The sequence below is a fragment of the Paenibacillus sp. NRS-1781 genome (assembly GCF_050467745.1).
GTDB lineage: Bacteria > Bacillota > Bacilli > Paenibacillales > Paenibacillaceae > Paenibacillus > Paenibacillus terrae_A.
Genome location: NZ_JBITPI010000035.1, coordinates 83,991 through 100,303, shown reverse-complemented (window position 1 = coordinate 100,303; position 16,313 = coordinate 83,991). Strand labels below are relative to the sequence as shown.

Here is a 16,313-nt window from a genome sequence, read left to right as displayed (position 1 = left end):
ATGAATTGGTTGGTTATGTGCTGTAAACAAAAAACCTCCCGCCTCTAGCGCCGAACATCTGAAAAAACTAGGGGGAAATTTCAGACGGCTTCAAGATCGAGAGGTCTATTCTATTTAAACATGAATTCCATTTTAGATAATGAAGATTTCAGGAAGATTTGGAAAAGGTTTGGCGAAGATTAGAGCAACAATGATTCCCTATCGAGAAAATCTAGTATATCCTGAACCGACTGGCCAATCTCCCGGCCTTCAGTGGATACGATGAGCTCAGGCTCCAAAGGTGCCTCGTAAGGCGCATCAATACCAGTAAAATGGCGTATTTCTCCGGCTCTTGCCTTCTTGTACATGCCTTTGGGATCACGTCGCTCGCATTCCTCGAGACTGCACTGGATATAGATTTCATAACAGCCTTCCTGCTGTAAAATGTTCTTTACCATTTCACGATCCTCACGATAAGGAGAGATCGTAGCACAAATCGTCAGCACTCCCGCATGTGACATCAGCTTCGCTACTTCAGCAATACGACGGATGTTTTCTTTGCGGTCAGCGGGCAGGAAACCCAGATTGCGATTTAAACCATGCCGAACATTATCCCCATCCAAAATAAACGTGTGTATGCCTCGTGCAAATAATGCTTTTTCCAGTGTGGAAGATACCGTTGATTTTCCCGAGCCAGACAGCCCCGTAAACCAAATTACCGGGCTTTTATGCCCATTCAGAAGCTGGCGCGCTTGCTTGTCCACGTCTGACGCATGCCAAGTGACGTTCTCATTTGGATTCATTCAGCACTCTCCTTTTTCATAATTTATCACTGTATATGGTTTTTGAAACACGTCCCCCGGCTTTAGGAAAGGCCGTGTTTAAAGGCATTCAAGGTACGCTGTCCTGCTGTATGATCCAGCACCGCAAAAACAATCCGGTCAAACAACAATCCATATCCTTCATCTACAAGCACTTGCTTGAACCAGACGGCAACCTCTTCCGGCTTATTGCGGAATACCCCACAGCCATAGGCTCCCAGCACAAGTTGCTCTACTCCATTTTGTGCAGCCAAGCTGAGTATGTAACGGATTCGCTCCAGCATCACTTCGCCAATCCGATTTACCTGCTCTGGCTCCCGTTCTCGCACGACTCCAGCATTAACAGCAGGTGCGGTCAGAAAAGCGACTAGGTACGGCTTCTCCAGCAGCATTCCCTGATCATCCCGAAATACCGGCACATCAGGCGAATAAATCATATAATCCGAATAAAAACAGCTCCGCAGCTTCCGGTTGTGCTGGTACATCTCTTCCATTTGTGAAATACAGGGATACAATGCTGACGAACGAGCCAAGCTTTCCTCCTGTGCCTGACTTCCTCCGAGAAATCCGCCTCCCGGATTTTTGGCTGATGCAAAATTCAGACATGCCACGTGCTCCAGCTTCTCCGAAACCTGGAGCCTATACGCCGCCTCCAATGTGCTTTCTCCCGTAACTTCCATCTTCTCATGAATCGTCTGTTGCGTCAGCCGAGAAGACTCTAATGCGCCTTTTAATAGAAGAATCTTTTCCTCCGCCTCTTGTTTTACAGCCACAAGCAGGGATGGTGCATATAGCTTGGAGCCTGTGATGGCATTGCTTACCTCTTGTGCAATATTTACTTGTGCCTGTTTGGTATTCGTATAATATCCATTTTCCAGAATAGATAGCGTTTCCTGTGCCATATGTGATCGAGTATCCCGGTTGCTCCGGGGGTTCATGGTATGTTTCATGATGAATATTCCTCCTTTTGCAGTACATCCTCACGTAGTTTCGTCAATATTTCTCCAAGCCAATTTGTGCCTCGCCATGATTTACGACAGCGTATGCGGGCATCTGTTTCAGCCAATCCTACCCCCCAAATCGTGTCCGTCGGACTAGCCTCAACCAGCGTAGTTCCTTTCGTTTTGAGCAGATGCTTAAGTAAATTCGAATTTTGTGTAAATTTGGCGTAGCTGCCGTCATACACAAATTGTCGGCAATTCGCCTCCCACAAGGATTGATCAAATCCGCGCACACTACGACCATGTGCTTTTTGCTCCCGAGGGGTAGAGGCTTGCATAATTTTACTGGCCGCCTCTTCATCTCCAAAAAGCTCAGCCTTTTTAAACATCATATATTGCTCCGCACAGTTGAATTCCAATCCATCCACGATAAACACAGAGGGGTACCATTGTGAAAATGGCGACTGACTGCGATAAAAAAATGTAAACTTTTCCACGTTAATTCCTCATTTCATATTACTCATGCTACATAAAACGCGACCGGGGCTTGAAGCGGTATAACTTGGATGGACGATGTCCGGCCGCCTTTCTGTATTCATTCGTCTCTTCCACAAGTTCGGCTATTTTACGACGGAAGGCTGCGGCCAACAGCTCCTTACCCAGAATAATTTCATATACCTGTTGAAGCTCACCCAATGTAAACAGGGATGGCATCAGGTGAAAAGCAATATCTGTATATTCTATTTTGCTGCGCAAACGCTCGATGCCGTACACAATAATTTGGGCATGGTCAAAAGCAATTCCTTGTGATTCCAGCACTTCTCGCTTAACCTCAATGGTTTTCCCCTTGAGAATTTCAGTCACTTTTACTTTGGCTGACAGGTGAATGTCCCCATGCTTCAATGTAATGTCAATGTCTTGTTCCCATCTGTAACCTTCCGGCTGATTCGTCCGTGTCTCCTGAGCCACACTGTAGTCCAACTCAAACCATTGGGCATCCGCAGCATCATCTCCGGCTTGTACCTCCAGTGAATCGTGGTCTACCAATGCCATGTAGGCGCAACTGATGACCCGCGTACGTGGATCACGTGTTACATCTCCCCACGTATATAGCTGCTCCATATAAATCCGGTCTACATTCGTTTCAGTCTTAAGCTCACGTCGTGCAGCCTCTTCCAGGCTTTCATCCATCCCTACAAAGCCGCCTGGCAACGCCCATTGTCCCAGAAACGGATGCTCCCCCCTCTGGATCAGAAGCAACTGGAGTGTCTTCTCAGGTAGCTTGCGGTAATTGTGCTGAAGCTGATCCATCACGGTAAAAAGCAGCATATCTACCGTTACCGATGGACGCTCGTACTGGTTGGCATCATATGCGGCCAAAAATTGTTCCTCCGTCAAGCCGTTATGATTGTGCTTCGATATATCTGTCACTTGCGTCACCTACCTGTTCATATATGGGTTATAGTTGCTTTCTAAATCAAGCAGCGAAAACAGCTTATGTAACATTCTTTTATTTTAACTCAATGATAAAAACAAAATGTTAATATCAACACAATAATATATAATTCCAGCTTCGTCAACAGCAATCCTATGTCTCAAAAAAACCAAAAGAGAAACCCTGGTCTTGTATAGACTGGGTTTCTCGACAAGCTAAGTAAAGCCTTCTTTATTCATACCAAAGATCATTCGTTTCAACTTCTTGAAGACTGCTCAAAAACGATTTTGAGTTGTCAACATAAAGTTCAGTGTCGATATAGTACAGTTTTTTATCGTTTAAGCATTGATCAATATAATCTGCATTCAATATACTTTTATCCTCTACATTGGCGGCAAATGCCTGCAACTTGGGAAGCGCGGTTTTCTGATATTCAAGCCATGAATGATGGAATCCGGCTGGTTCTTCCAAGCAATAGATGTCATGATACAGCGCTTCGGCAATCCCCTTCTTCCTGAGATAGTCCGATGAGAATGGCATACTTTTGAAGTAACGACCCGTCATCGCGAACACACGATAGCTCCAATGAGGAGCACCGTGATTAGATTGGCAAAAAAGGTTCAGAAAGAATACGGAATAGTGCATTTTAATTGTAATAATCTGGTGTTTCTTCACTTCCGAAACAATCCGATCCGCCATCCGACTATCAATGATCTCATCGAAGTCAGCCAGAATGATCACATCATCATCCTCGACCCTATCCCGCAAGATAGAGGTACTCCTGTTTCTTTGACAAGCCTCATTATGAAATGCGCTGTTGTAGCTGAGCAGACGCCAATACCAACGGTCAAAGTTATCCGCACCACAGTTGGCCACATCAAAATACAATTGATGCTTCAAGGGTTCACGAAACAGATCATCAGCATGAAATGGATGATGAATCACCTTCGGGCCAAGATAATTTGAATTGAAGTTGCGTGGCTTATCTAAATAACTGAAAGTCTTGTTAGCCTCGACCACATGCAGCTCGTCAATCCAGCGGTCATTTTCTCTTATTTTAATATCTGCAATCCGATTTTCATTAAAAAAAGGACAAAATTCGTATATTTTCATAACCGGAAGCTCCCCTCTACTATCGTAGTGTACGGATGAACATTGATACTGCGGCAAAGATGCCCGGAAATTAAACGTACAAGCTCGGCGATGGTCTGGTCTTCATAGTGCAGTGAACTGTAATAGCAGGTTACACTTAATCTGTCGTGTTTTAAGCTTGCCGTCATATTTAACCAGTAGGCGGAGGGATTGTCGGCCGCATTGGTATTTCCGAAAGGAACAGCCAAAGGCTCATAAAAATCGTCGGCTAGTCCATTTATTTCCTCTGATTGGTAATGGAAAAGCATGTGTGTTTCGTCTTTTAGTGACTCCATATTGGGATAAATATCCTGTATCATATATCGTAAAATAAAGTAATCCAGTCCTTCAGATGGAATATGCTGCAACGTGTGTTTGACATGTTCTAGAATGATTTCCCAATTCTTTGAAGGCTCCTCTTCGGGAATCTGGATTCGAATGGGATAAGCTCCGGCAAAAAAACCAATCGTACGATCAATCACAACCCCCCGCAAAAAAGACTCGCGTTGATAAGACATCACATGCAGCAGCAAATCGGATTGCTTTTTCAATTGGTAGCAAGCCTGTGACAATGCTGTTAGTATCATGCTAAGCGGTGTAGTATGCTGCTTCACAGCCAATTCTTTTAAAAGACTAATATGTTCCTCTCCTTCAAGCAAATCTTGCGTTATGGTTGTCATGTGGCGGTGGAGAGGCTGGATCTCCGAATCCCTGTCGACCTGAAAAGACTCACCACCTTCTACAACCTTTCTCCAGTAGATTGATGCTTTAGAAGAAACGTCTTTCGCCGCATATTGTGTCAACGCCATGCACCAATCCCGATAACTGCTTTCCTCCTCCCCATGTAACGCCAAATCACTCCCCGTTCCCGGCAAGAGAAGATGCTTCAAATCCTCTAAAAAAATGTTTATGGATATGCCGTCAAAAATTAAATGATGGAACAGGAGCAATATCACCTGCTGTCTCTCTTCGCAATAGTAATCAAACAGCACGACCTTCCATAAAGGGCCCTCCTCGATGTCAAATTCATGCTGAACCTTCGCGCAGTATTCCGAAATGTAGGTATCATGTGGCCTTGGGATCGCTTGCAGCTGCACGTAAGAAACAACCTGTTCCACACTCATTTTCTGCTCATACTGATACCATTCATCATGATCCAGTTGAGCAAATGACAGCCGTAGGGCCGCATGTTTGTTCAATAGTACCTCCAGCGAAGCGTTCAGCAATTCTCTGGGAACATATTTCTTGAGCAGAGCCAGGTAAGGCACATTAAACATGTTGCGATTCGCCAGATCTCTTTGAAAAAAACGTTGTTGTACGGCAGACAGTGGAAATCCATCATCCGGGTATACTTTTGTTGTAGACTGAATAGTTGGGATATCCATATTCGGACTAAGAACAGTGGCTGTATCCGTCACTCCCCTGCTTAATGAAAGGGCTAAGCGTTCGATGGTCTGCTCGCGAAATACCTGGTTGACTGTAACCGGATAACCATTTTTTTGCAGTAGGCTCGCTATACGCAGCGCAGAAAGCGAATGTCCTCCCAACGCGTGAAAGTCTTCATCCTTGCGGATGTGGTCAAGCTTCAGAACCCTGCTCCAAATCTCTTCTATTATTTGTTCCAATTCGGTTTTTGGTCCAGAATTTGATTGTTTATCGCCCCTATGGATTTCTGGCAAAGGAAGCTTTTTACGATCGATTTTCCCGTTGACCGTTAATGGGAACGTCTTCAGCCAAACGTAGCGAGAGGGTAGCATATAAGATGGAAGACTGTCAGTCATAAAAGCATGAAGCTGTTCCTCCCGCTCTTCCTTTTCCGCTGTATAGTAAGCGATCAGCCTCATATCCGCGTGAATCTCGCGAGCTACGACCAGACAATCTTTTACGACAGGGTAGCCGCCAAGACGGAACGCGACTTCTCCGGGTTCGATTCGATAGCCGCGAAGCTTCACCTGATCGTCAACCCGTCCAATATATTCGATATTACCGTCCGGCAACCATCTCGCCCAATCTCCTGTGCGGTAGAGAACTGGATTTACTCCTCTTTCACGATCTTTGGCAGAAGTATATGGATTTGGAATAAATACTTGCTGTGTCAGCTGGTTTTGCAGCCAATATCCCCTTGCAACCCCGTCTCCTCCTACATATAGTTCCCCGACCGCCCCGATAGGCTGAATACGCCCCTGTTTGTCCAGGATATAGCAAGTTGAATGACTAATGGGCTTGCCGATAGGGATATCTTGCTCAAAAGTCTCTTTGATCCGATAGCTCGTCGAAAATGTGGTGTTCTCCGTGGGACCGTATGCGTTAAGAATTAAAAGTTCCGGATAGGCAAGCCAGATACGATTTATATGCTTAGCCGATAAAGCTTCCCCGCCTACGACCAACCATTTAAGTTCAGCAAACATCTTTTCATTTTCTTCAATCCAGTGATTACACAGGGCGGAGCTTAGCCATAGTGTATTAATTTTCCACTCCTTCATTTGATGCTCCAGCATATGGATATTTAGAAGATCATCTTTTGAAACTACATACAGATGGCCTCCATTCAGCAATGTTCCCCAAATTTCAAACGTAGAAGCGTCAAAAACAGGCGAACCCGTATAGAGCAACCTGATATCAGAGGAAAAAGGGAAGTAGCTGGTGTTTTTGACCAAGCGAACGACATTGCGATGTTCTACCATCACGCCTTTGGGTTTTCCCGTCGAGCCTGATGTATACATCAGGTAAGCAAGGTCACTGGGAGCAATCATGTTCTCCTTCTCTTCTTGTGGTACAACTCCAGACGGGTCAAAATGCTCCGTATAAATCAGTTTTAAACGGATTCCCTTACAGGCTTCCGAGATACTTTCTGCCCCTTTCTGTGAGGTGATGATGGTGTCCAGTCTGGCATCCATAATCAATTCGCGCGTTCTATCTGCCGGAAAATCGGGATCTATGGGAACATAGGCACTTCCTGCTTTCATGATCGCTAGGATGGAGACAATGAATTCAAGAGAGCGCGGCAAGTAAACCCCGATAAACTTCCCATGACTGTCGGTATCATCCGTTAGCTTATTGGCCATGTACTGGGACATTTGGTTGAGGGCGTGGTAAGACATTACCTGGTTGTGCTCAATGACAGCGGGCTGTGAAGGCCGTAGCTTCACTTGTTCATGGAACAAGTCAACAATGGAACGATTTCTGGGATAGTCTGTATACGTATCGTTCCAGTCGTAGACGACTTGATCATATTCGTCCTTGCTTATAAAACACACGTCTCCGACGGAATGACTCGGATGTTCCAGCACATAGTGCAATGTATTTAGCAGATGCTCGGCTAGGCGACAAACCGTTGCTTGCTTCAAGCGATCTGCATCGTAAATCAACTTGAGAGTGATCTGTTCCCCGTCATTGGTAATGGTGATTGTCATCGGGTAATTGGTTTTCTCATGCTCCTCCATAGCTGACATTTTCAATTCATTTTCTGGCTGCCGATAGTCGTTCATATAATTTTCGAATGCAACGATACTATGAAAAAATGTATGCCCTTGAATGGCACTCCAGCTCTTCAGTTCGTTCAGGCTCACATAGCAGTAATCGTTCAGCTTTTGGATCGTTTGGTGAAGATCCTCAACATATTCGGTAATGGTCTGTTCCACATTCCAATGCATAACCAGGGGAAGCGTATTGATCAACAGGCCTGTGATGTGGTCCGCTTTTGACAGATCGGATCCTCTACCGGACACGATCATGCCGAATACGGTTACATCTGCATCATGATAGACTTGCAGCACTTTCCCCCAAACGAACTGCACCAAGGTGTTTAGTGAAATTTGTGCTTGCTGTACAAATGCCGCCATGCGCTTGGTCATGCTTGAATCGAATTGAATGGTCTGGATCTGCTGGTTCTTAATCGGTTGATGCACATCAGGAAGCATGCCTCTCTTCCCCATCGGCAGGAGGGTTGGCTCCGTTAGGTCGGACAAATAATCTTTCCAGAATGACTCAGCTTCTGTTCGATCTTTATTGTTCAGCCAACGAATGTAAGTCTCAAAAGAGCGGGACAGGCTATGCTGCGGCACCATGCCTTTTAAGCTGCAATCATAGATTTCATGAACCCGATTCAACAGCAGTGGCAGGCTCCAACCGTCCAGCAAGATATGGTGGTAACTCCAGTTCATTGTCCATTCCTCTGGGCTAGTCTGAATCAGTGTTATGCGGTACGCAGGCTGATGCAGATCAACACGCCGATTACGATCCGACGTTGCCCATTGTTCGATATACTCCTGTTGCCGATCTGGAGACTCTGTTCTAAAATCCAAATAAGTCCAATCCAATTCTACTTTTCGAAGGACACATTGTATGGGCTTGTCCAATTCTTCCCAAACGAAACATGTCCGCAAGCAATCATTTTCAGCAATGACGTGGCTCCATGCTTCCTGGTAACGGTTGACATCCAGCCTGCCGTGATATTTCCAACTAACCTGTACGAAGTATTGATCGGAAGATGGATGATCTAAATAATGGAATAGCAGACCTTCCTGTAAAGGACTTAAATGCATCATTTTATTCAGACCATATTGCTTAGAATAGGTCTTTACGATCTGATCCAGCGAATGCTGCTCCAGTGACACGAATGGAAAATCACTTGGTGTAAACTCTTCGTAATTAGCTTGGCTGCAATGCTCGATGATAGAAAGCAAACGTGATATGAAAGTATTTATCAACTGAGTGATGGTCGTTTCCTCATAGTGACGTTTGCTATATTTCATGAACAAATGCAATTGCCCATGAACGATGGAACAGTTAAGTTCCAACAGGCTTGTTCCATGATTCAGCGGTGAGCTATGGTCCTGTGCTGCGTCACGTGTAAAACTTAACCACTGGTCTAGCCCGCTCGTATTTGTCTGATCAAATTGACCCAAATAATTGAATAGAGCCTGAGGCTCGGAAGCTGTTAGCTCGGAACGGACTTCTTCGTTCGGATGGCAGTATCTCAAAGCACCGTATGACATGCCACGGTGAGGAATAGAACGTAACTGCTCTTTAACGGATTTGATCGTCGCCCCCAGGGAGTGAGTGTCCGTAACCCGGATGCATACCGGAAACATCGAGGTGAACCAACCAATTGTTCTTGTCAGATCCATATCGGATACAGAGTGTTCACGTCCATGCCCCTCCAGCCGAAACACAACCATCTCCTGTCCAGACCAAGCGGAGAGCGCCAGCGACCAGGCCGTAAGCAGCAGGTCGTTGATCTCGGTATGATATGCCTGGGAGCAATGATACAAGAGTAGCTGCGTATCGTCGGGGGTAAGCATTGTAACCAATTCCGAAGATTCACTGCTCATTTTATGATCCGCGCAATGGTCTACCGGCAGCACAAATGCTGCATTTTGGAGTTGCACTTTTTTCCAATAATCTATATGACTTAAAGTATCTTCATTTTTGGCATAATTCATCATTACAGACTGCCACTTTTTGTACGGATTTGAAACAGGAGACAACTCGGTACCTTGATACAATTGATCCAATTCCCGAACCAATATTCTCCAGGAAACGCCATCAATAACCAAATGATGAATCGTTATAAATAAGCGGACTTGACCTTCAGGGTGACCCTGGATTACGCCTGCATAAATCATCTGGCCTGTCTCATAATTCAGTTGTCTATTCCATGCATCACATATGCTTGAAATTTCAGATTCGGGATCAGCGATTTGCTGAATGGTGTGACTTGCAAGCTGAATGGTGGTATCCGTTCGGTAGCGCTGCGCATATCCATGCTTGCCAGCTACAATCTCCATTGAAAGCTCTGGATGGAGACGGATCAATTGTTGGATGGCCGTTTTCAGCTTTACGGGGTCACAATCACGGAGTATAAACAGCTGGGATTGATTAAAATAATGCGGTTCTTTGAACTGCTGCTCAAAAAACCAGCGCTGGATCGGTGTCAGACCAAATTCGCCTGTCAAATCAACCATACACTCTTCCTTCTTCTCACGTTCTGACCAAGTAACCACAGAAGCTAATTCCTTGATGGTTGGATGCTCTGCAACTTGTCTTGGGGTCAGCATCATACCGTGATCTCTGGCCATAGAGACGACCTGAATGGCAAGGATTGAATCTCCCCCGGTCGCGTAAAAATGATCGTTTACACCGATATCTCCTCTTTTTAACAATTGTCGCCAAATGCAAAGCAGTCGCTTTTCGAAACTGCCCTCCCCTGCTTCCGCAGCATTCTCAGCAGGGACAAATAATGTGGTCGGATCGGGAAGAGCTTGACGATCAATTTTCCCGCTTGTATTTACGGGAATTGAAACTAGCTGACAAAAATAAGCAGGAACCATATAAGCAGGTAAAATAGAGCCTACATACCGGGCCAATTCAGCCTCAGTCAGCCTTTTTAAGGCAGTATAGTAAGCCACCAGTTTATGGAAGGACTCGTCCTTCCAGGCTCGAACGACACATTGACGGATGTCAGGGTGCTGGCGAAGCTGATGCTCTATTTCACCCAGTTCGATACGGTAGCCTCTGATTTTAATCTGTTCATCACTACGGCCGATAAATACCAGTTCACCATCTGGTGTCCATTTCACGACGTCCCCGGTTTGATATAACCGCTCTCGCTGTGAATACTCATTTCCGATGATCATCTCTTTGTGAACGAAACGCTCCTGGGTCAGCTCCTCACGATTCAGGTATCCTCTGGCAAGACCTATGCCGCCCACCCATAATTCACCGGGAACACCGACCGGCACAGAATTACCAAATGGATTGAATACAAACAATCGTTTGTTATAGGCGGGTTTGCCAATCGTGATTTCTGCCTCTGGTTTGCATACCGAGGTGGAACATAAAATCGTCACTTCGGTCGGTCCGTAAGCGTTCACAAACAGTCGTCCTCTTCCCCAATAATTCACAATATCAGGCGTACAGGGTTCTCCCGCGGATACGATTGTATGCAGTTCAGGCAGTTCCCTTGGTTTCATGGTTCGCAGCACAGACGGCGTCAGCATGGCAATGTGGATATGTTTCTCTTCGAGTACATCTGAAATATCCGCATAAGGAGGCAGCTCCTCATTCGACAGCACAACAAGTGTCCCGCCTACTGTTAACGTTCCGATCCATTCGTAGACCGAAGCGTCGAAACTGATGGAAGCGAATTGCATAACTCTGGAGTCAGAGGTAATACGAAACTTTTCAACAAGGTAAGGGATTAACGTAACCAGTCCGGCGTGCTCAATAAGCGTCCCCTTCGGATTTCCAGTGGAGCCGGATGTGTAGATGACATAGGCCAGGTCGTTCTGTTTAACCTGAATATTCAAACTCTCGTCGGGATGATCGTACTGCTGCATCAGGCATTCATCTACACAAATAAGCGAATGCGCTTTCATATTTAATTGATTCATAGATAGATTTAGCTTATTTACCAGTTGGCTGTTCGTGATAATCATTTTGGCCTGCGCATCTTCTAAAATAAATCGAACCCGTTCTCCAGGATAATGGGGATCGACCGGAAGATAAGCGGCCCCTGCCTTCATAACTCCTAGCATTGCCGGGATTACATCTGCGCTTCTGTCCATAAAGATGGCAATCAGCGTGCCGGGTTGTAAAGCGCCCTCCTCTCCTGTGGAAACCGACTCTAGAATCACGCGGCCGATTTGATTAGCCCGCTGATTTAACTCCGAGTAGGTCAGCTTCTGCCCTTCAAACTCCAATGCGATTGCATCGGGAGTTCTGGCAGCCTGCTCCTCAATCAGTTGAACCACGGTTTTATCCAAAGGATATGCTTGTTCCGTATCATTCCATTGTTGCATCTGCTCGTATTCTTTCGTTGTCAGTATGGGGTGAAGGAGTACCGCTTTCTCCGGAAGATGGAGTGCATTGGCCAGTAGTATCTGAAAGTGGCCTGCGAGATTAGCGATCTGCTTTTTACCAAAATACCTGCTATCATACTGTATTGCGCATTCTAATCTTTCCGAACCATAACAGTAGCAGAGCGCAATCTCTGGTGGATTTATACCGCATAGAAAAGCTAGTGCTTTTGTGCTCGAACTTGAATGCGAGAGATCACCACAAGTTTCTACGATGCCCACATTGAAAAAATCTCCATCTATTTCTGGTGGGGAATCCACTTTCATGTACTGCGAAAGATCCTCACTCCACTCACTGCTGCTATCTCGCTTATCCCAATTTGCCTTTATTCTTTGCATCAAGGAGAGAAGATGATCTTCCTTCTCAATATGGATAAAAAGCGGATAGTCCTGACGACATCGTGTCCCCTCTTTGTCTGATAACATGGAATATAAAAGAGGTACTGTATATTGATTGGCGTAATGGGATAAAAGCACAGACCATATGGCTGCGATAAAAGAAGGCATACCCAACTGATGCTGCTGTACAAACTCCATGATCGTTTTGACCTGTCTTGTTTCCAAACGAATATGGTAAAGGACTTGATCTTTGTCTTCAGTCTGTCCGGCATCCCCTCTGCGATGGGAAAATAAAGGCAAGTAAGGTTGGATCACTTATTGAACCTCCCCTTTCTGAGACGCCATACTGGCAGCCTGATAAAAAGCAGCCCTGACTTCCTCAACCTCTATCTCGTAACTGCACCGCATCGAAAAAATAAGACCGTCTGTGTAGGAGGTAGCAATGCAGTTGAACAGCGAATAGATCGGCAGCGGATTCGGTTGCTTTATGACCGTATCATCGTAAAATTGGCTATACTTCAACCCTTCCTTTGCGCTATTGGCCAAATAGTTAAACATGAATACATCTAGCTGCTCATATTGCTTCCCAAATTGTACAAGTGTTCTGGTCCATTCCCACCTGTTTTTATAGGCAGGTCCTGTAAGCAGGTTCATAAAATTAATCGTGTGGTGTTTTAATAATTCCAGCCTATTTCTGACAGTCAGCAGCATTTCATCCGGCTTCTGCTTCATATCCATCAGCATAGGCACAAAATCAATAAACTCACCGACCGTGTTATAATACGTCGCCTCACCGTACCTTCTTCCATCATATAAAAATAACAATGGCAATCGGTCCATACTTAAATAAATTTGCAAGCCCCTTGTAAAGACAGAGAGCGCAAACTCCAAGGACGGGTTTTCAGCCGGGATGCTCACGCTAAACAGATAGGCTTCTGTGCTCGTTCTTAGCTTCGGAGATTGTAACAGGTCCTGCTTGCTTTGCTGGAACGCTTCCAGATGAAAGTCGGATATCAATGCCTGTTCAGTGATTCCGCTGGGCCCGCTTTGGATTTGTTCTACATAATCCATATAGGACTTCACTTCATCCGTAGGAAGGGATTCGTTTTGAAGCAGACTCCTATAGCAAGCCATTACCTGTCGTTCAGCTACTTCCGAAGTCACCCGATCACATATCGCATGATGATAAAGCGTAATAACAACATGCTCACGCAGATTTCGTTTTAGCACAAACATCTGGAACAAAGTATGTTCTCCCATGTATCGGGTATTCGTCATGTATTCGTTTATCATTTCCATCAAGGGGCCATATGGATTGCAGTCCGTTAAATCGAGGATGGTGAGTGTTGGCAGATCGGCGTCGGGAAGTACGTATTCCCTCCAATACGTCCATTCATCTCTTTGCACAGGAATGCTTCTCAGTAATCCTTGACTTTGTACAAATTGAGCATAAGCCTGATTCAAAAAATCATAATTCACATATTCGTCCAGCCTAAATAGGCCAATACTCGGCGGTGTATGAAATGAAATTTGCATTTGTTGAATTCCACTTAGCGGATATTCTTGTGCCACTTGCCCCGTTTTAACCCACTGATCTCTTTTTAAATAATCTTCTTCCAGTTGCTCGCGCAACCTCGCCGCCTGATCCGTGTCCATGGTTTTCAGGCCCAGACGCTGGACAAACTCTTCTTCATCGATGACCTGGTATTGATTATCCATTTTTACTTTTTGATGCAGTGGTACAATATAATGCGGCTGCAGTTCTTTAGCGACTTTCCCGTTCATGATCCGCATGACAGGATTAACATCGTCCACAGAGTTGAAGTAAAGCACTCGAATCTCTCTCACTTCGTGAAGAAAATCCCGCACTTGGTACTTCACCAGATCGTACACACCATCTGTTTCTTGGTGCAGCCAGGAAATCAACTCTTGTTTGGTTTCTATGGTGCCCTGCTGCTTCAAGGCTCTTTCACTTTCTTGAGCCGATTGAAGATATGCAGCGAGCGCACGGATCGTCTTATAGTGGTAAATATCTGTCAAAGTGGTATGATATCCTGCCCCCTCCATCCTTGACATTAACGTAAGCGCATGAATAGAATGTCCACCAAGGTCGAAGAAGCTGTCTACAACACTGAACTGCTGAATACCTAATACATCCTGCCAGATTTCCATCAGCCTAGCTTCCAGCCCTGTCTCAGGGGATACGTATGCTGCTGCCACGGTATGTCCATTGTCTTCAAAGGACAACAGTACCTTGCGATCCAGCTTTCCATTCCGTGTCAGTGGCATCTGCTCTAATTGCATAAAAAAAGAGGGAATCATGTAATTCGGCAGCTTTGCAGAAAGCGTGTTTTTAATTTCATCTGTCGTCAGCCTTTGGCTTGCCCTAAAGTACGCTCCCAGTTGCTTCTGTCCGTTCCCATCTTCACGCACGATAACTACGGCTGCTTGTATATCCTTTATTTTTAATAGCTGTGCCTCAATTTCCCCTGGCTCAATTCGGTAGCCTCGTATTTTCACTTGCTCGTCGATCCGGCCGATATATTCAATGTTTCCGTCCGCTTGCTCTTTTGCCCAATCTCCGGTTCGGTACAACCTGCCCCCCGGCACCCCTGGAAACGGAATAAACCTTTCCCCTGTCAGCTCTGGACGGTTCAAATAACCTTTCACTAATCCATCGCCGGCGATGTACAGTTCACCTGCAACTCCTTGTGGCAAAGGATGCTGGTCATGATCCATGATGTAAACCGACGTATTGCTGATGGGTTTACCAATCGGTACGGTATTTGCAGCTTCATCCAAATGATAAATCTGGTAAAACGTTGCAAATACTGTACTCTCGGTCGGTCCGTAGACATGAATTAAACGGCCAGAGCCCAGACGGGCAAATGCTTTGCGCACATGGCTCACCGACACCTTTTCACCACCGAATAGCAAGGTTTCAAGTGTGGCAAAGCAATCCGGATCAATATCCACCAATGCATTAAAAAGTGCTGTTGTGATGAAGCATTTTGTAATCTGTTGTGTCCGCAGTACACTCGATAGCTCACGTGCATTCATGATGTGGGCTTGTGGGGTCAAAACGAGGGTGGCTCCGTTGAGCAGTGCCCCGTAAATGCCAAATGTAGAACCATCGAACGAAAAACTAGCCAATTGCAAGATTCGGTCTTTTGCCGCGAATCGGATGTAATTTGTCTCTTTGACAACACGTGTAATATTGTAGTGCATCGTCAGGTTTCCCTTCGGTTCGCCCGTAGAGCCTGACGTATACATAATGCAGGCTAGTGCATCTGAGCCATGAATGGAGGTGAGATTCCCTGTTTCTTCCCTGTTATTTCGCTTGTCCGACAAATCCAGTACAGGAACGTTGAGCTCCGCTTGTTGCTCAATTGGTAGCCGGGTTAGCAGGAGCTTTGCGCCAGAATCTTTCAGCATATAGCGTATACGTTCCTTGGGGTATTCCGGGTCAATCGGCACATAGGCTCCCCCGGCTTTTAAAATCCCGAAAATACCGACGATCATTTCCAATGAGCATTCGGCCATAATCCCGACGGGGTCGCCTTTATTTACGCCTTTTTTCCGCAGAACCCGGGCAAGCTGATTAGCCTGTTTGTTCAGATCAGCATACGTCAAGTGCTTGTCTCCCAATACAACGGCCACTTGCTCCGGTGTGCGCTCGGTCTCCCCCTCAAACAACTGATGAATCGTTGTATCCCGCGGGTAATCCGCTAACGTACTGTGTAACATGCTCCGCCTCATCTCCTTCTCCCATTAACGTTCATACGATTTAAGGTTTGCTCTACAAGCG

Annotated in this window: 7 protein-coding genes; all 7 read right to left on the bottom strand. The window is 45.6% G+C overall.

Annotation, left to right across the window (positions count from 1 at the left end; genetic code table 11):
• Positions 1-179: 179 nt before the first annotated feature.
• A complete protein-coding gene (gene cysC / locus ACIFO6_RS13630) occupies positions 180-782 on the bottom strand; it encodes an adenylyl-sulfate kinase (RefSeq protein ID WP_430041184.1) in 603 nt (200 codons plus the stop codon).
• A gap of 62 nt (positions 783-844) precedes the next feature.
• Positions 845-1,750, bottom strand: coding sequence for a TIGR02452 family protein (locus tag ACIFO6_RS13625; RefSeq protein WP_430041183.1), 906 nt, complete (start codon positions 1,748-1,750; stop codon positions 845-847).
• The gene (locus tag ACIFO6_RS13620; protein WP_430041182.1) at positions 1,747-2,238 is read right to left on the bottom strand and encodes an NADAR family protein; all 492 of its coding nucleotides are present in this window, start codon (positions 2,236-2,238) and stop codon (positions 1,747-1,749) included. Before ACIFO6_RS13620 ends, ACIFO6_RS13625 begins: the two co-directional genes overlap by 4 nt.
• 28 nt (positions 2,239-2,266) lie before the next feature.
• Complete coding sequence (locus ACIFO6_RS13615; protein WP_430041181.1) at positions 2,267-3,172, bottom strand: NUDIX hydrolase; 906 nt, start codon at positions 3,170-3,172, stop codon at positions 2,267-2,269.
• A 235-nt stretch (positions 3,173-3,407) separates the two neighbouring features.
• Positions 3,408-4,289 carry a hypothetical protein gene (locus ACIFO6_RS13610; protein ID WP_430041180.1) on the bottom strand — a complete coding sequence of 294 codons (882 nt, stop codon included), beginning with the start codon at positions 4,287-4,289 and terminating at the stop codon, positions 3,408-3,410.
• Positions 4,286-12,820: an amino acid adenylation domain-containing protein gene (locus tag ACIFO6_RS13605; RefSeq protein WP_430041178.1), complete on the bottom strand. Its 8,535-nt coding sequence runs from the start codon at positions 12,818-12,820 to the stop codon at positions 4,286-4,288. The genes ACIFO6_RS13610 and ACIFO6_RS13605 overlap by 4 nt, the downstream gene beginning before the upstream one ends.
• The gene (locus ACIFO6_RS13600; protein ID WP_430041177.1) at positions 12,821-16,252 is read right to left on the bottom strand and encodes an amino acid adenylation domain-containing protein; all 3,432 of its coding nucleotides are present in this window, start codon (positions 16,250-16,252) and stop codon (positions 12,821-12,823) included.
• Between the last annotated feature and the right edge of the window lie 61 nt (positions 16,253-16,313).

Coding starts and splice junctions, on each gene's coding strand:
- ACIFO6_RS13625 (WP_430041183.1), bottom strand. CDS start 1,750: ATGAAACATACCATGAACCCCCGGAGCAACCGGGATACTCGATCACAT.
- ACIFO6_RS13610 (WP_430041180.1), bottom strand. CDS start 4,289: ATGAAAATATACGAATTTTGTCCTTTTTTTAATGAAAATCGGATTGCA.
- cysC (WP_430041184.1), bottom strand. CDS start 782: ATGAATCCAAATGAGAACGTCACTTGGCATGCGTCAGACGTGGACAAG.
- ACIFO6_RS13600 (WP_430041177.1), bottom strand. CDS start 16,252: ATGTTACACAGTACGTTAGCGGATTACCCGCGGGATACAACGATTCAT.